Below are 22,429 nucleotides of genomic sequence, written 5' to 3' on the forward strand. Positions count from 1 at the left end.
ATCGGCTGGATCAAATGATGGCTAAGCAACAGCGAGTAGTGATTGTCGGCGGCGGAGTGATTGGCTTGTTGACGGCATACAACCTGGCGAACCGGGGGCTGGCGGTCATATTGCTGGAGCGCGCCGGGCTTGGGCAGGAATCATCCTGGGCCGGCGGCGGAATTGTTTCGCCGTTGTATCCGTGGCGCTATAGTCCGGCGGTGACCGCTTTAGCCCACTGGTCCCAGGATTTCTACCCGCAACTGGCGCAACGGCTGTTCGCCGCGACCGGGGTTGATCCTGAGGTTCACACCACGGGCCTGTATTGGCTCGACCTGGATGACGAAGCCGAGGCTCTGGCCTGGGCTGCGCGTGAAGGCCGGCCCTTGAGCAAAGTGGACGTGTCGGCCGCCCATGACGCGGTCCCGGTGCTGGGCGGCGGTTATTCGCGGGCGATCTACATGGCCGACGTGGCCAATGTGCGCACTCCGCGCCTGGTCAAATCACTCAAGGCGGCGTTGTCGGCGCTGCCCGGTGTGACGATTCACGAGCAGTGCGAGGTCGCTGGATTTATCGTGGAAGGCGGCACTGTGGTGGGCGTGAATACGTCTGCTGGCGTCATCACGGGTGATCAGGTGGTGCTTGCGGCCGGTGCCTGGAGCGGGGCGTTGCTGGGAAAACTGGGCTTGGCGCTGCCCGTGGAGCCGGTAAAGGGCCAGATGATCCTCTACAAATGCGCGCCTGATTTTTTATCGAGTATGGTCCTGGCCAAAGGACGCTATGCGATCCCGCGACGGGATGGGCACATTCTGATTGGCAGCACCCTGGAGCATGAGGGGTTCGATAAAACGCCGACCGAAACCGCACTGGAAAGTCTCAAGGCTTCTGCGGTGGAACTGCTTCCCGCCCTGGCGGACGCCGAGGTGGTGGGGCATTGGGCAGGGTTGCGGCCCGGCTCGCCGGAAGGCATCCCTTATATCGGCGAGGTGCCCGGCTTCAAAGGCCTGTGGCTCAATTGCGGGCACTACCGCAACGGCCTGGTGCTTGCCCCGGCGTCCTGCCAGTTGTTTGCCGACTTGTTGCTGGGGCATGTGCCGATCATCGACCCGGCACCTTACGCGCCCGCCGGTCGACTTAACGCTGGATAGACTTCGGCCCTTGCTGCAGGTGCGCCTGGGTGCAATACCATTGCTGGCCCGAGCTCAGGGCACGATCCTGCGGCACATGCACGCCGCAATGGGCGCAACGCACCATCAGTGCGGCATTGGGTTCGCCGGTACGGGGTTGGCCGGACGCTGGGCTTTTAAATTTGCGCCAGAGCCATACCGCAGCGGCAATGACGGCGATCCAGAACAATAGACGAAGCATGATGGGCAGTTTCTCGATGAGGAATGCGCCAGTTTAGCCAAGGTCGCCATGGGCGCACAGCGCAATAAATACTCGCCCATGAAAAAGGGAGCTCCTGAGAGCTCCCTTTTGCGTTGCGTCGAACGGTCAGTCGAACACACCGAAGGTCATGTAGCTGAACCACGAGCGGTCCTGGTTGTTGCCCAGGGCTTGCGGCTCTTCCTCTTCGATCACGTCGCCGTTCTCGTCGTGCGGCTTGAGATCCGAAGGAATCGCGTCCTTGGCGTCCTGGTACTGCTTGATCACGTCCTGGTTGGCGCGTGTTTCGCCCGGCGGCAGCGGTGGGCGGGACTCGATCAGGCCCAGGGTGTATTTGCTCAGCCACGAACGGTTGTCGGCTTCGTCAACCTGAGGCACGAACTGGCCGTCTTTCAGGCTTGGGTGGTCCGGATAGTTGAGCTTCAGGGTTTCCAGGCTGGTGCTTGCCAGTTCGTCCAGGTGCAGGCGCTGGTAAGCCTCGGTCATCACGGCCAGGCCGTCGCCCACCGAAGGGGTTTCCTGGAAGTTCTCCACCACGTAGCGGCCACGGTTGGCGGCGGCCACGTACGCCTGACGGGTCAGGTAGTAGTGGGCCACGTGGATCTCGTAGGAAGCCAGCAGGTTGCGCAGGTAGATCATGCGCTGCTTGGCGTCCGGCGCGTAGCGGCTGTTCGGGTAGCGGCTGGTCAGCTGGGCGAACTCGTTGTAGGAGTCGCGGGCAGCGCCCGGGTCACGCTTGGTCATGTCCAGCGGCAGGAAGCGCGCCAGCAGGCCGACGTCCTGGTCGAACGAGGTCAGGCCCTTCATGTAGTAGGCGTAGTCCACGTTCGGATGCTGCGGGTGCAGGCGGATAAAACGCTCGGCAGCGGACTTGGCAGCTTCCGGCTCGGCGTTTTTATAGTTGGCGTAGATCAGCTCGAGCTGCGCCTGGTCGGCATAGCGTCCGAACGGATAGCGCGACTCCAGGGCCTTCAGCTTCGCTGTGGCGCTGGTGTAGCTATTATTGTCCAAGTCAGTTTGAGCTTGCTGGTACAGCTCGACTTCGCTCAGGTTTTCGTCGACGACGTCCTTGGTTGACGAGCAAGCAGCAGTCATGGCGAGGATGGCGATCAGCAGCAGGTGTTTCACTTGCATGGCGGCTTGCGTCCCTATGACGGCCGCTGTCTTGGGCGGGGCCGTCCTGTTATGATGAGCGCCCCGTTGAAAGCCTCGGGGCAAAAGACGCCGTATTTAACCACAAGCGCGCAGCCGAAACCAAAGGCTGTGCCACGCCTAGTCTGAGCATGTCCGATAAAATTGAACTTCGCGCAGAGGTGCCGTCCGAATTGGGCGGCCAACGCCTCGATCAAGTCGCCGCACAATTATTCGCTGAGCACTCGCGCTCGCGCCTTTCCGCCTGGATCAAAGACGGCCGCCTGACTGTGGATGGAGCGGTTATCCGCCCGCGAGACATAGTGCATGGCGGTGCGATTCTTGAGCTGACTGCCGAGCAGGAAGCCCAGGGAGAATGGGTTGCCCAGGACATCGAGCTGGATATCGTCTATGAAGACGACGACATCCTGGTCATCAACAAACCCGCAGGCCTGGTGGTTCACCCGGCTGCCGGGCACGCTGATGGCACCTTGCTCAATGCCCTGTTGCACCACGTGCCGGACATCATCAATGTGCCGCGCTGCGGCATCGTGCACCGTCTGGACAAGGACACCACCGGCCTGATGGTGGTGGCCAAGACCATTCAGGCGCAGACGCAACTGGTTACTCAATTGCAGAGTCGCAGCGTCAGCCGGATCTACGAGTGCATCGTGATCGGCGTCGTGGTGGCCGGGGGCAAGATCAACGCCCCTATCGGTCGCCACGGCCAGCAGCGCCAGCGCATGGCGGTGATGGAGGGCGGCAAGCAGGCCGTCAGCCACTATCGCGTGCTGGAGCGTTTCCGTTCCCACACGCACGTGCGGGTCAAGCTGGAAACCGGTCGTACCCACCAGATCCGCGTGCACATGGCCCACATCAACTTCCCGTTGGTCGGCGATCCGGCCTACGGTGGTCGCTTCCGTATTCCGCCGGCGGCCAGCCAGACCATGGTTGAATCGCTCAAGACGTTCCCGCGCCAGGCGCTGCATGCACGCTTCCTGGAACTGGATCATCCGACGAGCGGTAAGCGCATGAGCTGGGAATCGCCGCTTCCAGACGATCTGGTCTGGTTGTTGTCGCTGCTCAAGCAGGATCGCGAGGCGTTTATCGGATGAGTGACTGGCTGATACCTGACTGGCCCGCGCCGTCTCAGGTCAAAGCCTGCGTCACTACCCGTGCGGGCGGCGTCAGCGTGGCGCCGTTCGACAGCCTCAACCTGGGCGATCACGTCGAGGACAGCCTTGAGGCGGTCCTGGAAAATCGTCGCCGTCTTACCGATGCCTTCGGTATCCAGCCGGCCTGGTTGCGCCAAGTCCACGGGACCACTGTGGTCGAGGCCGACCCGGGTCGTATCGCCGAAGCGGATGGCAGTTGGACCAGCACCCCTGGTATCGCCTGCACTGCGATGACGGCTGATTGCCTGCCTGCATTGTTCTGCAATCGAGCGGGCACCCGTGTGGCGGCGGCGCATGCCGGTTGGCGTGGGCTCGCGGCCGGGGTGCTGGAGGCAGCCTTCGACAGCCTGGGGTGCGACCCCGCCGACGTGCTGGTCTGGCTCGGCCCGGCCATTGGTCCGCAGGCCTTTGAAGTCGGACCCGAGGTGCGTGAAGCCTTCATGCAACAACTACCTGCGACTGCCCAGGCCTTCGTGCCCAGCTGTAATCCCGGCAAGTTCATGGCCGATATCTATCAGCTCGCCCGTCTGCGCCTGTCTGCGCGGGGCATTAGCGCTGTGTATGGTGGCGGTTTGTGCACCGTAACCGACCCGCGCTTCTTTTCTTATCGCCGCAGCCCACGCACGGGCCGGTTCGCCTCCCTTATCTGGCTCGAACGCTAGACTGTCCTGATCTGTATCAACCATCCGCTGCTTGAATCCCCCAGAATCCACCCCATCTATAGGGGTATCTGGCAGGTTTCTTCATTCAGGATGTTTCTACAGCTCCGGCCTGCTCAAAAGGAAGGTGACTTATGCGTATTGATCGTTTAACCAGCAAATTGCAGTTGGCCTTATCGGACTCCCAATCCCTGGCGGTCGGTCTCGACCACCCGGCAATTGAACCTGCGCACTTGATGCAGGCGCTCCTGGAGCAACAAGGTGGTTCTATCAAGCCCTTGTTGATGCAGGTGGGCTTTGACATTAACAGCCTGCGCAAGGAGTTGAGCAAAGAGCTCGACCAACTGCCGAAAATCCAGAATCCTACCGGCGACGTGAATATGTCCCAGGATTTGGCGCGCCTGCTGAACCAGGCTGACCGCCTGGCCCAACAGAAAGGTGACCAGTTCATCTCCAGCGAGCTCGTGCTGCTCGCCGCCATGGACGACAACAGCAAGCTCGGCAAATTGTTGCTGGGCCAGGGTGTGAGCAAGAAAGCGCTGGAAAACGCCATCAACAATCTGCGCGGCGGCGAGGCGGTGAATGACCCCAACCACGAGGAGTCGCGCCAAGCCCTTGATAAATACACCGTTGACCTGACCAAGCGCGCCGAAGAGGGCAAGCTTGACCCGGTCATCGGCCGTGACGATGAAATTCGTCGCACCATCCAAGTGCTGCAACGCCGTACCAAGAACAACCCCGTGCTGATCGGTGAGCCTGGCGTGGGTAAAACCGCCATCGCCGAGGGCTTGGCCCAGCGCATCATCAATGGTGAAGTGCCGGACGGCCTTAAAGGCAAGCGCCTGCTGTCCCTGGACATGGGCTCGCTGATCGCCGGCGCCAAGTTCCGTGGCGAGTTCGAAGAGCGCCTCAAATCCCTGCTCAATGAATTGTCCAAGCAGGAAGGGCAGATCATTCTGTTTATCGACGAACTGCACACCATGGTCGGTGCCGGTAAAGGCGAGGGCTCCATGGATGCCGGCAATATGCTCAAGCCTGCCCTGGCGCGAGGCGAGTTGCATTGCGTCGGTGCCACCACGCTCAACGAATACCGTCAGTACATTGAAAAGGACGCGGCTCTGGAGCGGCGTTTCCAGAAAGTGCTGGTGGAAGAACCCAGCGAAGAGGACACCATCGCCATCCTGCGTGGCCTGAAAGAGCGTTATGAGGTCCACCATAAAGTCGCGATCACTGACGGCGCGATCATTGCGGCGGCCAAGTTGAGCCATCGCTATATCACCGATCGTCAATTGCCCGACAAGGCCATCGATTTGATCGACGAAGCGGCCAGCCGGATTCGCATGGAGATCGACTCCAAGCCGGAAGTGCTCGACCGCCTGGATCGCCGCCTGATTCAACTGAAAGTCGAATCCCAGGCGCTGAAGAAAGAAGAGGATGAGGCGGCGAAGAAACGTCTGGAAAAACTCCAGGAAGAAATCGTCCGCCTGGAGCGGGAGTATTCGGACCTCGAAGAAATCTGGACCTCGGAAAAAGCCGAAGTGCAGGGTTCGGCGCAGATCCAGCAGAAAATCGAGCAGTCGCGCCAGGAGCTGGAAGCCGCACGCCGCAAGGGCGATCTGAACCGCATGGCCGAGTTGCAGTACGGGGTGATCCCGGACCTGGAACGCAGCCTGCAGATGGTCGACCAGCACGGGCACAGTGAGAACCAGTTACTGCGCAGCAAGGTGACCGAGGAAGAAATAGCCGAGGTGGTCTCCAAGTGGACCGGCATTCCTGTGTCGAAAATGCTTGAGGGCGAACGCGACAAGCTGCTGAAGATGGAAAGCCTGTTGCACCAGCGCGTCATTGGCCAGGAAGAGGCCGTGGTGGCGGTGTCCAATGCGGTGCGGCGTACCCGCGCCGGGTTGTCCGACCCGAATCGCCCGAGTGGATCGTTCATGTTCCTCGGCCCGACCGGAGTGGGTAAGACCGAGCTGTGCAAGGCCTTGGCCGAATTCCTCTTCGATACTGAAGAGGCGATGGTGCGCATCGACATGTCCGAGTTCATGGAGAAACACTCGGTGGCGCGCCTGATCGGCGCCCCACCAGGCTATGTGGGCTACGAGGAGGGCGGTTACCTGACCGAGGCCGTGCGGCGTAAGCCTTACTCGGTGATCTTGCTGGACGAGGTCGAGAAGGCGCACCCGGATGTGTTCAACATCCTGTTGCAAGTGCTCGAGGACGGCCGCCTGACCGACAGCCACGGCCGTACAGTGGATTTCCGCAACACGGTGATTGTGATGACCTCTAACCTGGGCTCGGCGCAGATCCAGGAGTTGATGGGCGATCGCGAGGCCCAGCGGGCAGCGGTGATGGATGCGCTGACCTCGCACTTCCGCCCGGAATTTATCAACCGGGTGGATGAAGTGGTGATCTTCGAGCCTTTGGCCCGGGATCAGATTGCCGGTATCACCGAGATCCAGTTGGGACGCCTGCGGGCACGCCTGGCCGAGCGCGAACTGGCGCTGGAGCTGAGCAGTGAGGCGTTGGACAAGCTGATCGCGGTGGGTTACGACCCGGTGTATGGCGCACGGCCGTTGAAGCGTGCGATCCAGCGCTGGATTGAAAACCCGCTGGCGCAGCTGATCCTGTCGGGCAGCTTTATGCCCGGCACCCCCGTCAAGGCGACGGTGGAGAACGACGAAATCGTCTTCCATTAAGCCCGGCAGCCAGTGCTGTAAGAGGAGGCCCCGCATTGCGGGGCCTTTTTTTTCGATAGGGCGTTGAACTGTAAGGCAAAGGCTTGTAAAGTGCGCCCCGCAGCAACGTCAGCCCACGGGTTTCTTCTCCCCAAGAAGAAATCAGAAAGAAGCGCAAATCATTGTCTTAAAAGCAATTTAAAGGGTTGACAGGGGTTTTTAAGATTGTAGAATAGCGCGCCTCAGAGACGCTAACGTAGCGATACGGACAGGGTCGAAGAGAAGGTTTTACCGTAGTAAAAGTTGCACTTTGAAATATGTAGTTCCGTGATAGCTCAGTCGGTAGAGCAAATGACTGTTAATCATTGGGTCCCAGGTTCGAGTCCTGGTCACGGAGCCAATTTCAAACCGGGGTATAGCGCAGTCCGGTAGCGCGCCTGCTTTGGGAGCAGGATGTCGGGAGTTCGAATCCCCCTACCCCGACCATATTTGGGTCGTTAGCTCAGTTGGTAGAGCAGTTGGCTTTTAACCAATTGGTCGTAGGTTCGAATCCCACACGACCCACCATTTTTGAGACCAGTTAACGCTGGAATCAGATCTTAAGATCAGAGGCCAAAAGCACTGATCGAAGAAGGCGACTGAAAGGTCGCCTTTTTATTACCGGGGTATAGCGCAGTCCGGTAGCGCGCCTGCTTTGGGAGCAGGATGTCGGGAGTTCGAATCCCCCTACCCCGACCATATTAAAAATCCCCGTATCGAAAGATACGGGGATTTTTTTTGTCTGAAAATTATCTCAAGTTCAACACAGCACCAATGTGGGAGGGGGCTTGCTCCCGATAGCGGTGGGTCAGTTAAGTATTTTTACCTGACCCACCGCTATCGGGAGCAAGCCCCCTCCCACATGTCTCAGTGCAGTTTCAGACGCGGCTCAGTCCCCCGACCGATCTTGCTGCCCAGCATCAGCATCGCCGTGCGGAAAAAGCCATACAGCGCCATCTGGTGCATACGGTACAGCGACACGTAGAACATCCGCGCCAGCCAGCCCTCCAGCATCACACTGCCGGTCAGGTTGCCCATCAAGTTGCCCACGGCGGAGAATCGCGACAGCGAGATCAGCGAGCCGTAGTCGGTGTACTTGTAGGTCGGCAGCTCCTTGCCTTCAATCCGCAGCTTCAGCGATTTGGCGAGCAATGAAGCCTGTTGGTGAGCGGCTTGCGCGCGTGGCGGAACATTGCGGTCGGTGCCCGGTTGCGGGCAGGCGGCGCAATCGCCAAAGGCAAAGATGTTTTCGTCGCGGGTGGTCTGCAGCGTCGGCAGCACCTGCAGTTGGTTGATGCGGTTGGTCTCCAGGCCATCGAGGTCCTTGAGAAAGCCCGGTGCGCGAATCCCGGCGGCCCACACTTTAAGGCTGGCCGGGATCACCTGGCCGCTGCTGGTGATCAGCGCGTCGGCGGTCACTTCGCTGACGGCCGAGTTGGTCAGCACGGTCACCCCCAATTTTTCCAGGGTTTTATGCACAGGCCCGCCAATCCGCTCCGGCAGCGCGGGCAATACCCGAGGGCCGGCTTCGATCAGGGTGATGTGCATGTTTTCCGGCTTGATACGGTCCAGGCCGTACGCTGCCAGCTCATGGGCCGCGTTATGCAGTTCGGCGGCCAGTTCGACGCCGGTGGCGCCGGCGCCGACGATGGCGACGCTGATCTGTTCAATGGTGTCGGTTTGCCCGGCGTGTGCGCGCAGGTAATGGTTGAGCAACCGCTGATGGAAGCGCTCGGCCTGCTTGCGGGTGTCGAGGAACAGGCAATGCTGCGCCGCGCCCTCGGTGCCGAAATCGTTAGTGGTGCTGCCCACGGCAATCACCAGGCTGTCGTAGCTCAGTACGCGCGCAGGTACCAGCTCCCGGCCCTCTTCGTCGAGGGTGGCGGCCAGTTGGATTTTCTTCTGTTCACGGTCAAGCCCGCTCATACGCCCCAGCTGGAACTCGAAGTGGTTCCATTTCGCCTGGGCGACGTAATTGAGTTCGTCTTCCGAAGAGTTCAGCGAGCCGGCCGCGACTTCATGCAGCAGCGGTTTCCAGATATGCGTCAGGTTGGCGTCCACCAGCGTGATGCTGGCTTTGCCGCGTTTGCCCAGAGTCTTACCCAGGCGGGTCGCTAGCTCCAGGCCGCCGGCACCGCCGCCGACGACAATAATACGATGGGTCATGGGGATATCTCGCAAGGCTAAAAGAAATCGGAGCAGTTACCCCCGCGAGCGCCAGGCAGCTCATAGCGTCAGGTAACTCAAAAGGCGGCTCAGCAAGCCGAGCCCGATCACCACCACCAGCACCACACCAAGGAGCAGCCACGGCCTGAAAGGCTTGCGCTCGACTCTGTGCTGGGAGAGTTGCAGGTACTCTTCGACATGCTGTTGGTCATCGGGTTTCAGGCGGCTGGTCATAAAGGCCTCGTCAGGTAGACGTTGCAAAAGGGCGCCACGTTACAGCCAGGGCATCAAAGGCTGATGCCCACATCGAACACTATGCTGCGGCCCAGGTTGTTGCGCAAGAAATCCGGCGCGTCCGGATGCGCGAACAGTACCCGCGCAAAGGTTGGCCCCACCAGCGACAGCGAGCGCCAGCCCTGGCGCAGATATTCGGTAGGCGGTGGGAAGTGGCTGTTAAGGTCCAGCACTTCGCGCTTGAGGCTGGTGAAGGCGATGAGGTCCAGTTCCCCCAGGTCCATTCCGCGTTCCTTGTAGTTGTGCGCTTTTTTGCGCAGGGTCGGGGCCAGGCGCAGCAGGAACTCATGGGCAGGGATGCGCCTTGGCTTGGCTTCGCGGCGCACCAGCTGGCTCAAGGAAAAGGCGCTGCGTCGGCGCAGCAATTCGTCGCGCCATTCGTCGTTCAGCCGGCGGCCTTCGTCCAATACAAAGAACACCTCGAAACTGGCGTCGCGAAACAGCACGTCCGGCGGTTCCTGTCCGGCGGCGTGAAACTCCTCGGCGCGATAGGGCACGTTCAAGCCTTGCAGCAGGCGCTGACAGACCCAACGCTCACGCTCCCATTTGCGGGCATTGGACAGGAACGCGTTGGCTTGTTCGGCTGCTACGGTGAGCAGGCGCAAATAATCTGAGTCATCCATAGGCGTAGCTTAGCGTTCAAATGATGACCGCAGGAAGACTCGTTGTGGGCCCAGCGTTGCTCATCCTTACAGCTGGCTACCCTGTAACCTGGCGATGTAATCTGACCATCCGGCAGCGACTCTGGAAACGAGGCGTTCATGTACAGGATCAATGCGGCCAGGCCCATGACGGGCTATGAGGCGGCTAGGCAGGTGAAACGGTGATCGGCGCGGCGGTACTGATGCCGCAGACCCTTGGCATCGGCTGGCTGTTGTATGCCCCGCTGGTGGTCTGGGCGATCTGGCGTGCGCCTTGGGTCGAGGTGTTTGCCGACCGACGGCGCCAGCATTTGCTGTTCGGCACGGTGTTCGCGCTGTTCATGTTATGGCTGGTGCGGCGGGATTTCGATACGGGGGTGTCTTACCATTTTATCGGCATGACCGCCGTGACCTTGCTGCTGGACTGGCCGTTGGCGATCGTGGGTGGGTGTGCCGCGCAGTTGGGTTTGGTCTGGCTGGGGCGTCAGGATTTCGCCGCAGTCGGTGTGAACGGCCTGCTGTTGATTGGGCTACCGGTGCTGGTGACCGAAACCTGTGCGGCGCTGGTAGAGCGGGCGCAACCGCGAAACCCTTTTGTGTACATCTTCTGTTCCGGCTTTTTGGCTGCCGCCTTGTCGGCGTTGCTGTGCCTGTTGGCCGGCCTGGGGCTGCTATGGTTCGATGGACGATTTGCGATGCCGGAATGGCTGGAAGACTTTGTAGGCTACCTGTGGCTGATCATCTTTCCCGAAGCGTTTATCAACGGCATGGTGATCAGTGCCCTGGTGGTGTTCTGTCCGGACTGGCTGGAGACGTTCAACCGCACCCGCTATCTCTCGGCACCCTGGAAGGATGACGATTCGCGGGGTTGATCCAGATCAAACACCGGATGGCCGCAGGGGCCCATGCTCGGCGAAATTTCAGGAGCACGAATCATGAGTGTGTACGAATGGGCACGGCAGGAGTTGCGCAGGAGCCAGGATGCCGCACAGGAAATCGGGTTTGATCCGGGCCTGACCCTGCGCGCCATGCTCAGCGCGGTGGTGGAGCAGAGCAAGGGCGTGCGCAGCTTTGAAGACCTGGCCGACGAGTTGCAATACCTTGCGGAAAACCTCGACGACCAGCAGGAATACGCCTTTATGCGGCCTTAGTGGCGCGGCGGCAGGTCTTCGGAAAACAATTCGTCTTCGGCGTCAGGGGCCACCGGGATCTTGTGTTCTTCAGCAGCCCAGGCGCCCAGGTCGATGAGTTTGCAACGGTCCGAGCAGAACGGCCGGTTGAGGTTGTCGGGTTTCCATTCCACGGGGGCGCCGCAGGTTGGGCAATCGACGGTCAAGGGTTGGCTCATGATCGGCCTCCACGCAAAGTGAGATAAAAGTGGTGCAGTCGCTCGACCTCGCCGTGCAGCCAGGCAAGGTCCTGGTCATTGACCAATACGTCATCGGCATGGTTCAGGCGGTCTTCGCGGCTCGACTGGGCCTTGAGAATGGCCTGCACCTGTTGCTCGCTGATGCCGTCGCGCTGCAGGGTACGCTGAATCTGCAGGGATTGCGGCACGTCGATCACCAGGATCCGTTGGGTCATGCTGTATTGACCGGATTCGATCAGCAGCGGTGAGACCAGAATCGCGTAGGGTGATCGGGCGCGCGCCAGGTGGTCGCGAATCTCTTCGGCGATCAGCGGATGCAACAAGGCTTCCAGCCAGAGACGTTCGGCGGGTACGTCAAAAATCAATTTTCGCAACGTGGCGCGGTCCAGCTGGCCGTCCGGCTGCAGCACACCGCTGCCGAAATGTTCGGCAATGCGTGCCAGTGCCGGCCGGCCAGGCTCGACCACCCAGCGGGCTGCATGATCGGCGTCGATCAGGTCGACACCCAACTTGGTGAAGTGTTCGGCCGCAGCGCTTTTACCGCTGCCGATCCCGCCCGTAAGGCCGAGAATCCAGGGTGTTGCAACAGGAGTGGTCATCTGAAACCGACAGACTGCAAATAGAAGTCGGTTATTTGACCACCCCAGAGCAATGCAATCCAGCCGGCAATTGCCAAGCAGGGGCCAAATGGCATCGGCACCGACGCTCCGGTCTTGCGCCAGCGCATCAGCAGCACGCCGACGAACACGCCGAGCAGCGACGCCATCAACAGCGTCATCGGCAGGATTTGCCAGCCACCCCAGGCACCCAACAATGCGAGTAGCTTGAAGTCACCATGGCCCATGCCATCCTTGCCGGTGACCAGCTTGAACAGCCAGAACACGCTCCACAGGCTCATGTACCCAAACACCGCGCCCCATAACGCATCGGGCAGTGTTGCCAGCAGGCCCGCGCTGTTGACCATAAGCCCCAGCCACAGCAGTGGCAGCACCAATGCATCCGGCAGCAACTGGTGATCCACATCGATCAGGCTCATGCCCAGCAACCCCCAACTCAGCAGCAGCACCGCGCCCGCCTGCCAGCTCAAACCGAAGTGCCAGGCGACAGTGGCGCTGATCAGCGCGCATGCCAGTTCGGTGAGGGGGTAACGCGCGCTGATGGTTGCATGGCAATGGCTGCAACGCCCCTTGAGCATCAGGTAGCTGAGCACGGGGATGTTTTCCCTGGGGCGAATCCGCTGGTCGCAGCGCGGGCAGCACGAGCCGGGGTGCATCAGGTTATAGACCGGCCCCGCCGGTACGACGGGCAGGCCGAGAATTTCATGGGCTTGGGCGCGCCATTCCCGCTCGAGCATTTTGGGCAGGCGCCAGACCAGCACATTGAGAAAACTGCCAACGATCAGGCCCAGCAGCAGCGCCACGCCCACAAACACCCAGGGCTGCTCGCCCAGCAACGCACTCAAAATGCCGACCCTAATTGAAACACCGGCAGGTACATCGCAATCACCAATGCACCGACAATGCTCCCCAGCACGACCATAATCAGTGGTTCCATCAGGCTGGTAAGGTTATCGACGAGGGTTTCTACGTCGGCTTCGTAATGGCTCGCGACCTTGTCCAGCATGCGGTCCAGCGTGCCGGACTCTTCGCCGATTGCTGTCATCTGGATCGCCATGCCGGGAAACAGCCCGCTGGCGGCCATGGATTGATTCAACTGCATACCCGTTGATACATCGTGGCGCATATGTTCGATTGCCTGTTTGAAAGGGCCGTTACCGACGGCGCCGGCCACTGAGCCCAGTGCCTGCACCAGGGGAACACCTGCCGCAAAGGTGGTTGAAAGCGTGCGGGCGTAGCGGGCGACGGCCGCTTTGTTCAACAGTTTGCCTGCCAGGGGGACTTTCAACAAACCCGCCTCCAGCCCGTGGCGAAAACCCGGCGAAACACGGTAGGCGTGGCGCCAGGCGCCTATTACCACGCCCAGGCTCAGCGCCAGCATCCACCAGGCCTGTCGCAGAAAGTCGGAGAGGGCGATGACCCCCAGGGTAAAACCGGGCAATGGGCTGTCGACCCCGGCGAACAGGTTCTGGAATTGCGGCACCACCTGCATCAGCAACACTGCGCTGACCAGGCTGGCCACCACCAGTACGGCGAGAGGGTAGGTCATGGCTTTCTTGATTCTGGTCTTGAGCCGTTGGCTTTTTTCCAGATGAATGGCCACTCGCTCCAGCAGCGTTTCCAGGGCACCTGCCTGTTCACCGGCGGCAATCAGGTGGCAGTACAGCTCATCGAAATAACGGGGGTATTGGCGCAGCGTGCTGGCCAGGCTGTTACCGGCGGCGACGTGTTGTTTCAAACCCTCGACCAACTCGCGCAGCGCTCGGTTCTCGACGCCCTCGCGGATGATGTCGAAAGCTTGCAACAAGGGGATGCCAGCCTTCAACAGCGTCGCCAACTGGCGGGTGAACAAGGCAATGTCTGCGGGTTGAATCGGCGGAGCCAGGCTTGGCAGGCCCGACGATTTCCTGCGCACACGCTCGGGGCAGATGCCTTGCTGGCGCAGTTGCGCCTTGATCAGCGCCAGGTCATGCCCCGTGGTTTGTCCGCTCACCCGGCGGCCTTTGCGGTTGATGCCTTGCCAGGTGTAGACCGTTGAGGTGTCGTTCATGTCGCCTTCGCACATGCAGGTTGAGAATTTACAGCTTAGTCAGAGGGCGGATGCAGGCCAGGCTGGCGTTGGCCGATAAAATGTCAGATTGTGCGTCTGGTACGCGATGGGCCACGCAGGGATGAGTACACTGGCGCCGCTGCACAATACGGGGCGCAGGACGCGCCTTGTCATGGTTCTATTCTGGAGAGTGAAAGTGATGCGTCAGAAAGGCTTTACCTTGATCGAATTGTTAATCGTCGTGGCGATCATCGGCATTTTGGCCACGATTGGCTTGCCCATGTACACCAAGCACCAGGCCAAGGCCAAGTTCACGGCGGGGTTGGCGGAAATCAGCGCGTTGAAGGCCGGCTACGAGGATGTCATCAACCAAGGCACGGTGCCCAAGCTTGATCTGATCGGCGGCAACAGTCCCACCGCCAATTGCAAGATCGACGTGACAGGCGATGTTGCGACGGGTAGCGGCTCCATCAGCTGTGAAATCCTTGATGCGCCTGCGCCCGTGCAGGGCAAGACCATCACCTTGACGCGCAGCGCCAACACCGGCTGGACCTGTGTAACCACGGCCGATGCGCAATACGTCGCCAAGGGCTGTGGCGCCAACGGAGCATGACGGCGACCGGGCGGTGAGCGAGCCGGTTGCCGCATGTTCAATGCGGTGCTAGCTTTAGCCCACCGCCCGTGTAGCTCAGCCGGTAGAGCAGCGCACTCGTAACGCGAAGGTCGCAGGTTCGATTCCTGTCTCGGGCACCAAGGCAGCACTGTTTCAAGGGCCTGTTTCAAAGGCCTGTTTCAAAGGCAATGTTTTCAGATGATCCCAGAATGGTTCTGAAGGCCAGACGAGCGGGTATTCGCGCCCACTCTTTTGTATCTGCGCAACCTTGATGACCCAGATGCATCCCCATTCCTCGATCTAAGAGAACGACATGACCACGACTGAGATGACCCAGGAAGTTCGGCACCAAGCAGCACTCGACAAATACCTCGAGGCAACGCCGCAGCTTAAAGAAGAGATCAAGGATCTGAGCGCGGATGACCAGCGTGATCAGGTCCAGTGGGCATTCGAGGACGAGGCAGAAAGCCAGGGCCTCCAGCCTTGGGAACTGACCCTCAAATACACCTCTACACCGGAAGAGTTCGAAGCCACACGCCTTGTCTTGCACAAGGAGGCCGCCGAAGTGCTGGGCGTCGAATGGGAAGAGTACTGCGAGATGAACAACCTCGTAGTTTGAAGGCAGCCTGTAGGAGCGAGCTTGCTCGCGAAAAACGTTAACGATACCGCGTGAACTCTGAATGCACGCGGTGCCTTTGAGTTTTTCGCGAGCAAGCTCGCTCCTACAGTCAGGGCGCTTTAGATACTCAACCGCATCGACAAATCCACCGCCTTCACATCCTTGGTCATCGCGCCAATGGAGATGTAGTCCACGCCGGTCTCGGCGATGGGCAGCAGGGTGCTTTCATTGATCCCGCCGCTGGCTTCCAGCTTGGCCTTGCCCGCATTCAGCCGCACGGCTTCGCGCATGTCGTCCAGGCTCAGCTCATCCAGCATGATGATGTCGGCGCCCGCCGCCAAGGCTTCGCGCAACTCCTCAAGACTCTCCACTTCGATTTCCACCGGTTTGCCCGGCGCAATCGTGTGGGCGGCGCCAATTGCCTGGGCAATGCCTCCGCAGGCGGCGATATGGTTTTCCTTGATCAGGAAAGCGTCATACAACCCGATGCGATGATTGTGGCAGCCGCCGCAGGTGACGGCGTATTTCTGTGCCAGGCGCAGGCCCGGCAGGGTCTTGCGGGTGTCCAGCAGCTTGACCTGGGTGCTGGCGACGAAATCCGCCAGGTATTGGGCACGGGTGGCGACGCCGGACAGCATCTGCAGGAAATTCAGCGCACTGCGTTCACCGGTGAGCAGCGAACGCGCCGGGCCTTCAAGGTGAAACAGCGGCTGGTTGGGACTGACACGCTCACCATCGGCGACCTGCCAATGCACCGCGACGCGCGGGTCCAGTTGGCGGAATACCGTATCCACCCAGGCGGTACCGGCGATAACGGCGGCATCGCGGGTAATGATCGTGGCCTTGGCCAGCCGTTCGGCCGGGATCAGCTGTGCGGTGATATCGCCACTGCCGATGTCTTCCAGCAGTGCGCGGCGCACGTTGGCTTCGATTTCGGCGGTGAGGTCAGCAAGACGCAGATTCGGCATAACAGGCTCCACAAACAAAGTGTCGCGATTATAGGGGTTGTGTGGATTGGAACCCAGGCTGGTCAGTCATTTAGCGCGCAGGGGCAGAGTTTGCTGGCGCAACCGCCCTCATTTGCCAGATAATCTCGCGCCTTGCAATTGGCGTCATAGCTTTGACGTCCTGATGGTGGCCAGGTATTGGCAACGCCCCAGAGGGCTTGCCTGCGTTCCTTGCCCATCTCAACACCCGCCGTTTCAGGAGGCCAGGATGCACAATGACGGGAAGGTGGTGCCGATCAAGCAGGCTCAAGCCACGCCATCGCCGCTCGCACGCCTGCCGGTGGTGGTGTTGCAGGTGCGTGACAAAGCCGCGCAACACCTGCAGCAGGGGTTGCAGGAACTGTTCGATAACGCCGACGACACGTTGTTCGAAATGGCCGACAAGGCCCGTAGCACCGTCGACCAGCATATTTTCTTCGAGGCCATGCGCGACCTGCGCCTCAAGCGCAAGAACTTCGAGCGCGTGTTCATGGAGCAGCTGTTTGCGGGCTTCGCCAACCTGGGCCAGGCCGATAGCGTCGGGTTGCATCCGGTGCCGGTGGTGTCCTACGAGGTGACCAGCGGTACGCGGGCGGATGCGCGGGAAAAGGCCGTGGCGCTGGAGGCGATGCTCGGTCGCGTGCAACACCGTGACGGCTTGGCGCTCGGGCAATTGAGCGCGCGGTTGAGTGAGGTGTTGGGCAGGTGCATGAGCGATCAGGAGAACCCACTGGGCCCGGCACGGCTTTGTCAGTTTTTTCTGCAGGCGGGCCGCAGCCTTGGGGTGGAGATCCGGGTCAAGCTGATCATGCTCAAGCTGTTCGAGAAATATGTACTCAGCGATGCCGACCAGCTCTATGGCGACGCCAATCAACTGCTGGTCGCTACCGGGGTGCTGCCTGAACTCAAGAGCGTGCCGTCCCGTCGTGCCGGTGGGCGTGCGGCGCGTGAGCTTCAATACCAGGCCCGTGTGCCGGCTGCCGAACCGCCGTGCGACGAAAACGGCCAACAAGCCTTTGCCGCGTTGCAAGCCCTGCTGGTCGCGGTGCGCGGTAGCGTAGCGCCGACGCTTGAAGCCACTGCACAACCGCAACCCATCGCCACCCGAGACCTGCTGCGTCTGCTTTCGCATTTGCAACAATATGTACCGGAGCCTGCGGCGGAGGACGATTTCGACCTGCGCAACCAGCTCGAACAGTTGCTGACCCGAGTCAGCGTCAAGAGCGGCAAGTCGCGGGTGGTGGAAACGGCAGACGAGGATGTGATCAACCTCGTCGCCCTGCTGTTTGAGTTCATCCTCAATGACCGCAGTCTGCCCCACGCCTTCAAGGCCCTGATCGCGCGTCTGCAGATCCCGATATTGAAAGTCGCCGTGCTGGACAAGAGCCTGTTCAGCTGCGCCGGGCATCCGGCACGCCGCTTGCTCAACGAGATCGCCAGTGCCGCCCTGGGTTACAGCCCGCAGAATGGCGATCAGAACGACAGCCTGTACCTGCGTATCGAACAGGTCATCCAGCGCCTGTTGACTGAGTTCGTTGAAGACCCGGCGATTTTTTCGCAGTTGTTGACGCAACTGAGCGCATTCATTGAAGAAGAGCGTCAGCGCAGCGAGTTGCTCGAACAGCACACCCGTGACGTCGAGCAAGGGCGCCTGCGTACCGAGGTGGCCCGCCAGCGTGTGGCCCAGGCGCTCAACCGGCGGTTGTTGGGCAAGGCCTTGCCGCCGTTCGTGGTGCAATTCCTGCAACAAACCTGGAGCCAGGTACTGTTGCTGGCCACTCTCAAGCATGGCGAACAATCGGTGCAATGGCAGACCGAACTGCGCACCATGGACGACTTGATCTGGAGCGTCGGCCTGCGCGAAGACACCGAGGCCGGCCGGCATTTGCTCGAGCAATTGCCAGGGTTGCTCAAGGCATTGCGCGACGGGTTGGCCAGTGCGGCGTTCGATCCTTTCAGTACGCGTGAATTCTTTTTGCGCTTGCAGGCCTTCCACGTTCAAACCTGCGAAGGCGAGGGCGACGACAGGCTGATTGAAGTCCGCGAGCCCTTGGTTCTCGGCAGCCAGTTGTCGGACGCCTTGGAAGACCCGCCCGACGATGACCCGGACCTGCTCAAGGTTCACCAGTTACGGATCGGCGGTTGGGTAGAGTTCCAGCAGGGCCCGGACACCGCGCTGCGGTGCAAGCTCACCGCGATCATGGCGCCAACTAATCGTTATATTTTCGTCAGTCGCGCGGGGCTCAAGGTGCTGGAGCAAACCGCCGGCCAATTGGCCATGGCGTTCAAGCAGGGCGCCCTGCGCAGCCTGGACGAGGGTTTGCTGTTCGAGCGCGCGCTGGCTGCGGTGGTTGGCAACCTGCGTCAACTCAATCGCGGCAAGTGATCGCAACGGCAGGGCGGAACGCGGCATACTGGTAACACTTCGTCTCATTCAAGGAGCCTGTATGCAGTTGGACCCCGTCAGCGGTTGGTTCGAGGGCATTCGCCATTGCCCTTCGCCCAACTTCAACGAGCGCCCGGCCGGCGAGATATCGCTGTTGGTGATACATAACATCAGCCTGCCCCCGGCGCAGTTCGCCACGGGCAAAGTGCAGGAGTTTTTCCAGAACCGCCTGGATGTCTCGGAACACCCCTACTTTGAAGGCATTGCCAGCCTACGGGTGTCTGCGCATTTTCTGATTGAGCGCGACGGCACGGTCACGCAATTTGTCGCGTGCCGCGACCGGGCCTGGCATGCAGGCGTGTCCAGCTTTGATGGGCGTGAAGTGTGTAATGACTTCTCCCTGGGGATCGAGCTGGAAGGCACCGACGAGCTGCCATTCACCGATGCCCAATACGCGGCGCTGATTGACCTGACGCGCCAGTTGCTCGCAGCCTACCCTGGGATCACTGCCCAGCGTATCTGCGGTCACAGCGACATCGCACCCGGCCGCAAAACCGACCCGGGCCCGGCTTTTGATTGGATGCGCTTTCGCGGCGCGCTGCAGGATGGAGGACATAAACAATGAGTTTCCTGGTGCTGGTGCTGGCGGTGTGGATCGAGAAGTTCTCGGCCTTGCGCCAGCGGTTGCAGCGCGACGGCGGCTGGCTGCGTGAGCTGGCCAAGCTTGAATCGAGCCCGCGCATGGGGACGCGGCCCTGGCTGATCCTGCTGGTGCTGGTGGTGCTGCCCGTGGCCTTGCTGGGCTTGCTGCTGTTGGTGCTGGAACCCGTGGCCTATGGCTTGTTGGCGTTGCCGGTGCACGTCCTGGTGGTGATCTACAGCCTGGGCCGTGGCGATCTGCTGGCCGCGCTGGGGCCGTTTCGTGATGCCTGGCGGCGGGGCGATCTGCAAGCCGCCGAGCATGTGGCCGAGCGTGACCTGACGCTGGGTGCCGACAACGGCGAGCAGTTGCTCGAGCGGGTTCAGGGCTATTTGCTGTGGCAGGCCTACCAGAGCTTTTTCGCAGTGATTTTCTGGTATTTCCTGTTGGGCCCGGTGGCCGCTCTGGCCTACCGCCTGCTGGCGCTGGCCAGTGAGCACAGCCGGAACCCGCTGGTGGCCGAGCGCGCCACGCAATTGCGTCATGCCTTCGACTGGCTGCCGGTGCGCCTGCTGGCGGCGAGCTTTGCCCTGGTGGGCAATTTCGTCGGGGTCAGTCGGGTGATGCTCCACGAGCTGCTGAACTGGGATATCAGCGCAGCACAGTTGGTGGAAAAAGTCGGCCTGGCCGCCGCAGAAATACCGCCGCCAGCGGTGGGCGCCGAGGGCATCAACAGCCTTGATCGCCTGTGGGAACTGCTGCTGCGTGCGGCGGTGCTGTGGTATGCCGGCTTTGCCATCTGGACTGTGTTGCCCTGAGCCACTCGGCAGGGGTTAACCCCCTGCCGTTAACCTTACGTTACAAAACTCCCTTTGAAATTGAGCTATACAGACAGAGCGCCAAATAGTGGCTATCTGCCGCCGCCCTGCGCCTCAATAAAAATAAAAGAAAGGGGGATCACCCGTGAAGCGCTTGCTCTATCCCGCCGTCGCGTTGATGAATCGCCTGAGTTTCGGCATGAAATTCAGTCTGATCAGCGTGCTGTTCCTGCTGCCGATGCTGGCGACCAATTACTTTCTGGTGCGTGACGCCTGGGCTGAATTCCAGGGCACCCGCATCGAACTGCAAAGCCTCGATCTACTCGGCAGCAGCCTGATAGTGCGTCGCGAGCTGGAGGCGCTCAATAACCAGGTGCAGATTAATACGACCCTCGGCCAGTCCGGCAAGGCCGGCGACCTGGAAGCCAGGATCGCTGCCGTGGAGCAGAGCGTGCTCAGCCGTGTGCAGGGGCTCAGCGCGATGGCTACCCAGCCTGAGCAGGTTGCGGCCTTCGACACCAAGCGTGACGAACTGATTGCCGCATTCAAGGCTCAGCAACAGGAAACCTCACTGCTCAACAAAAGTGCGTTGATCGGCAAATTGCTCAACCAGGCCCAGATACTCAGCCAGATCATTGCCAGTCAATCCGGCTTGAGCCGTGATCCCCAGAGCGATCTGCGTCAGCTCAGCGACCTGATCACCGCCGTCACTCCACAAGTCACTCAGCTGCTGGGGGAGGGCCGGGCGATGGGCGCGTATTCCCTCGGCCAGGGTTTTATCAATTCATCCTCCAGCACACGCTTCGACGAACTGCTGCAGCAGCTGGAAAAACTCCAGGGCGAATATGCCTTGAAGCTGCAGGATGCGCTTGGCGCCAGTCATGCCGCGCAGGCAGCGCTCGATACTGCGGCGCAAGCCAGCCGGGCCAGCCTCAAGCAGGGTGCGGAGTTGTTCGAAGAACAAGTGGTGGTGGCTGAAACCCTCGACACACCGTGGCAGGGCTTTTACGACGGCGTCAGCCAACTGATGGCCAAGACCTATCAACTGGATGACGCCACCCTGGCATTCCTCAAGCAGCAACTGGAGCAACGCCTGGCACAAAAGCGCCTGCACATGCTGCTGCTGGTCACGGCGCTGGCGGCGGTGTTTGCGCTGATTTTCTATTTATACGCGGGCTTCTATGCGTCCACGCGCATGACCTTGCGCAGCCTCGGGGCGATGATGGACAAGGTGGCGGCGGGCGATATGACAGTCACCTTCGTTGCCGACAGTCGCGATGAGCTGGGGGACCTGGGCCAGGTATTCAATGGCACCGTGGCCAAGATCCACGACTTGATCGAACGCGTCGGGCACACGGTCGCCCAGGTCGAGCTGCAAGCCGGGCAGGTACAAACGGTGTCGGCGCAGAGCAACCAGGCAGTGGCCGGCCAACGCAGCCAGATCGAGCAAGTGGCAACCGCGATGAACCAGATGTCGTCCACTGCGCAGGAGGTCGCGCGCAGCGCCGCAGCCGCCGTCGGCAGCGCCCGCAGTGTCAACGATGAAACCGTCAGCGGCCGTGGGCTGGTGCAATCCCAGCAAGGCAGCATCGCGCGCCTGGCCACGGAGATCGATGAGTCGGTGCGGGTGATCAACCAGTTGGCGGCCGACAGCCAGGCCATCAGCAGCGTCCTGGAAGTCATCAAAAGCATCGCCGCGCAAACCAACTTGCTGGCGCTCAACGCGGCTATCGAGGCCGCGCGCGCAGGTGAGCAGGGGCGTGGTTTTGCGGTGGTGGCCGATGAGGTGCGTACGCTGGCCCAGCGTACCCAGCAGTCCACCGAAGAAATCGAGCAGATGATCGGGCGCCTGCACAGCGGCGTCGGCGCAGCGGTCAAGGCCATGGGCGCCAGCCATGACACAGCCAGTGGCACGGTGGGGCAGTCGGAAAAAGTCCAGCAGGCTTTGGAAAACATCCTTGGTGCGGTAGGAATGATCGTCGATCAAAACCAGCAGATCGCCGCCGCCGTGGAGCAGCAAACGGCCGTCGCCCATGAGATCGACCAGAATATCGTCGCCATTCATCGTGCGGGAGAACACGCGGCGCAGGGCGCCGACCAGACCGAAGCGGCCAGCCGCCAGTTGTCGCAGCAGGTGACGCAGTTGAAGCAATTGATTGGCGCGTTTCGCGTGTAGGAATTTT

Annotated in this window: 22 protein-coding genes and 5 tRNA genes; 17 read left to right on the top strand and 10 right to left on the bottom strand. The window is 60.8% G+C overall.

The features are described 5' to 3' along the window. Positions 1–17: 17 nt before the first annotated feature. Positions 18–1,127, top strand: coding sequence for a glycine oxidase ThiO (thiO, locus tag C4J85_RS03755; RefSeq protein WP_124409019.1), 1,110 nt, complete (start codon positions 18–20; stop codon positions 1,125–1,127). On the opposite strand, the gene C4J85_RS03760 is transcribed toward thiO, so the two are convergent. Continuing rightward, the gene (locus C4J85_RS03760; RefSeq protein ID WP_124406254.1) at positions 1,114–1,347 is read right to left on the bottom strand and encodes a PP0621 family protein; all 234 of its coding nucleotides are present in this window, start codon (positions 1,345–1,347) and stop codon (positions 1,114–1,116) included. The two genes, thiO and C4J85_RS03760, sit on opposite strands and share 14 nt — an antisense overlap. A gap of 126 nt (positions 1,348–1,473) precedes the next feature. Next, on the bottom strand, positions 1,474–2,499 hold the full coding sequence (locus tag C4J85_RS03765; RefSeq protein ID WP_124356980.1) for an outer membrane protein assembly factor BamD: 1,026 nt from the start codon (positions 2,497–2,499) through the stop codon (positions 1,474–1,476). Positions 2,500–2,648: 149 nt separating this feature from the next. Here C4J85_RS03765 and rluD point away from each other — a divergent pair, with 149 nt between their 5' ends. The 7 genes from rluD (at position 2,649) to C4J85_RS03800 (ending at position 7,746) form a co-directional block, all read left to right on the top strand. Continuing rightward, a complete protein-coding gene (gene rluD, locus C4J85_RS03770; protein ID WP_016976299.1) occupies positions 2,649–3,611 on the top strand; it encodes a 23S rRNA pseudouridine(1911/1915/1917) synthase RluD in 963 nt (320 codons plus the stop codon). After that, the gene (gene pgeF / locus C4J85_RS03775; protein WP_124365783.1) at positions 3,608–4,333 is read left to right on the top strand and encodes a peptidoglycan editing factor PgeF; all 726 of its coding nucleotides are present in this window, start codon (positions 3,608–3,610) and stop codon (positions 4,331–4,333) included. The genes rluD and pgeF overlap by 4 nt, the downstream gene beginning before the upstream one ends. Before the next feature lie 131 nt (positions 4,334–4,464). Continuing rightward, positions 4,465–7,029 carry an ATP-dependent chaperone ClpB gene (gene clpB, locus C4J85_RS03780; protein ID WP_124409020.1) on the top strand — a complete coding sequence of 855 codons (2,565 nt, stop codon included), beginning with the start codon at positions 4,465–4,467 and terminating at the stop codon, positions 7,027–7,029. Positions 7,030–7,332: 303 nt separating this feature from the next. After that, positions 7,333–7,408, top strand: a tRNA-Asn gene (locus C4J85_RS03785). A gap of 9 nt (positions 7,409–7,417) precedes the next feature. Next, positions 7,418–7,494: transfer RNA gene (locus tag C4J85_RS03790), tRNA-Pro, on the top strand. A 5-nt stretch (positions 7,495–7,499) separates the two neighbouring features. Next, positions 7,500–7,575: transfer RNA gene (locus tag C4J85_RS03795), tRNA-Lys, on the top strand. Positions 7,576–7,669: 94 nt separating this feature from the next. Next, positions 7,670–7,746, top strand: a tRNA-Pro gene (locus tag C4J85_RS03800). A 168-nt stretch (positions 7,747–7,914) separates the two neighbouring features. Here the strand turns inward: C4J85_RS03800 and C4J85_RS03805 are convergent. The 3 genes from C4J85_RS03805 to C4J85_RS03815 are packed head-to-tail and all read right to left on the bottom strand — an operon-like array spanning position 7,915 to position 10,130. Beyond that, positions 7,915–9,213 (bottom strand): NAD(P)/FAD-dependent oxidoreductase, encoded by a 1,299-nt coding sequence (locus C4J85_RS03805; RefSeq protein ID WP_124361239.1) that lies wholly within the window; start codon positions 9,211–9,213, stop codon positions 7,915–7,917. Between the two features lie 60 nt (positions 9,214–9,273). Beyond that, positions 9,274–9,447: a DUF3094 family protein gene (locus C4J85_RS03810; RefSeq protein ID WP_124361240.1), complete on the bottom strand. Its 174-nt coding sequence runs from the start codon at positions 9,445–9,447 to the stop codon at positions 9,274–9,276. 53 nt (positions 9,448–9,500) lie between these two features. Continuing rightward, entirely contained in the window at positions 9,501–10,130 is a 630-nt protein-coding gene (locus C4J85_RS03815) for a DUF1780 domain-containing protein (RefSeq protein WP_083360208.1), read from the bottom strand. A gap of 200 nt (positions 10,131–10,330) precedes the next feature. Between C4J85_RS03815 and C4J85_RS03820 the strand changes: the two genes are divergently transcribed. After that, positions 10,331–11,020: an energy-coupling factor ABC transporter permease gene (locus tag C4J85_RS03820; RefSeq protein WP_124409021.1), complete on the top strand. Its 690-nt coding sequence runs from the start codon at positions 10,331–10,333 to the stop codon at positions 11,018–11,020. 63 nt (positions 11,021–11,083) lie between these two features. Continuing rightward, positions 11,084–11,299: a hypothetical protein gene (locus tag C4J85_RS03825; protein ID WP_124361242.1), complete on the top strand. Its 216-nt coding sequence runs from the start codon at positions 11,084–11,086 to the stop codon at positions 11,297–11,299. Here the strand turns inward: C4J85_RS03825 and yacG are convergent. Genes yacG through C4J85_RS03845 form a run of 4 tightly spaced genes read right to left on the bottom strand, consistent with a single transcriptional unit; the run spans position 11,296 to position 14,184 of the window. Further along, entirely contained in the window at positions 11,296–11,496 is a 201-nt protein-coding gene (gene yacG, locus C4J85_RS03830) for a DNA gyrase inhibitor YacG (RefSeq protein WP_065887991.1), read from the bottom strand. The genes C4J85_RS03825 and yacG overlap by 4 nt on opposite strands. Next, the gene (gene coaE, locus C4J85_RS03835) at positions 11,493–12,116 is read right to left on the bottom strand and encodes a dephospho-CoA kinase (protein WP_124409022.1); all 624 of its coding nucleotides are present in this window, start codon (positions 12,114–12,116) and stop codon (positions 11,493–11,495) included. Before coaE ends, yacG begins: the two co-directional genes overlap by 4 nt. Then, positions 12,113–12,979, bottom strand: coding sequence for an A24 family peptidase (locus tag C4J85_RS03840; protein WP_124409023.1), 867 nt, complete (start codon positions 12,977–12,979; stop codon positions 12,113–12,115). The genes coaE and C4J85_RS03840 overlap by 4 nt, the downstream gene beginning before the upstream one ends. Next, positions 12,976–14,184, bottom strand: a complete 1,209-nt coding sequence (locus C4J85_RS03845; protein ID WP_124409024.1) for a type II secretion system F family protein — start codon at positions 14,182–14,184, stop codon at positions 12,976–12,978. The genes C4J85_RS03840 and C4J85_RS03845 overlap by 4 nt, the downstream gene beginning before the upstream one ends. Positions 14,185–14,383: 199 nt before the next feature. Here C4J85_RS03845 and C4J85_RS03850 point away from each other — a divergent pair, with 199 nt between their 5' ends. The 3 genes from C4J85_RS03850 (at position 14,384) to C4J85_RS03860 (ending at position 15,416) form a co-directional block, all read left to right on the top strand. Further along, positions 14,384–14,797, top strand: a complete 414-nt coding sequence (locus C4J85_RS03850; RefSeq protein ID WP_124411162.1) for a pilin — start codon at positions 14,384–14,386, stop codon at positions 14,795–14,797. 64 nt (positions 14,798–14,861) lie between these two features. After that, positions 14,862–14,937, top strand: a tRNA-Thr gene (locus C4J85_RS03855). Between the two features lie 173 nt (positions 14,938–15,110). Next, positions 15,111–15,416, top strand: a complete 306-nt coding sequence (locus C4J85_RS03860; protein ID WP_124361246.1) for a DUF6388 family protein — start codon at positions 15,111–15,113, stop codon at positions 15,414–15,416. Positions 15,417–15,535: 119 nt separating this feature from the next. Here C4J85_RS03860 and nadC read toward each other — a convergent pair whose 3' ends face one another. Then, entirely contained in the window at positions 15,536–16,384 is an 849-nt protein-coding gene (gene nadC, locus C4J85_RS03865; protein ID WP_124409025.1) for a carboxylating nicotinate-nucleotide diphosphorylase, read from the bottom strand. Positions 16,385–16,631: 247 nt separating this feature from the next. On the opposite strand from nadC, the gene C4J85_RS03870 reads away from it, so the two are divergent. The 4 genes from C4J85_RS03870 (at position 16,632) to C4J85_RS03885 (ending at position 22,422) form a co-directional block, all read left to right on the top strand. Continuing rightward, complete coding sequence (locus C4J85_RS03870) at positions 16,632–18,788, top strand: DUF1631 domain-containing protein (RefSeq protein ID WP_124409026.1); 2,157 nt, start codon at positions 16,632–16,634, stop codon at positions 18,786–18,788. Positions 18,789–18,849: 61 nt separating this feature from the next. Next, positions 18,850–19,413 carry a 1,6-anhydro-N-acetylmuramyl-L-alanine amidase AmpD gene (gene ampD, locus C4J85_RS03875; protein WP_124365791.1) on the top strand — a complete coding sequence of 188 codons (564 nt, stop codon included), beginning with the start codon at positions 18,850–18,852 and terminating at the stop codon, positions 19,411–19,413. Then, entirely contained in the window at positions 19,410–20,246 is an 837-nt protein-coding gene (gene ampE, locus C4J85_RS03880) for a regulatory signaling modulator protein AmpE (protein ID WP_124409027.1), read from the top strand. Before ampD ends, ampE begins: the two co-directional genes overlap by 4 nt. Positions 20,247–20,391: 145 nt before the next feature. Continuing rightward, the gene (locus C4J85_RS03885; protein ID WP_124409028.1) at positions 20,392–22,422 is read left to right on the top strand and encodes a methyl-accepting chemotaxis protein; all 2,031 of its coding nucleotides are present in this window, start codon (positions 20,392–20,394) and stop codon (positions 22,420–22,422) included. Positions 22,423–22,429: the final 7 nt, after the last annotated feature.

The sequence above is a fragment of the Pseudomonas sp. R4-34-07 genome, assembly GCF_003852375.1.
In the GTDB taxonomy this organism is placed as follows: domain Bacteria; phylum Pseudomonadota; class Gammaproteobacteria; order Pseudomonadales; family Pseudomonadaceae; genus Aquipseudomonas.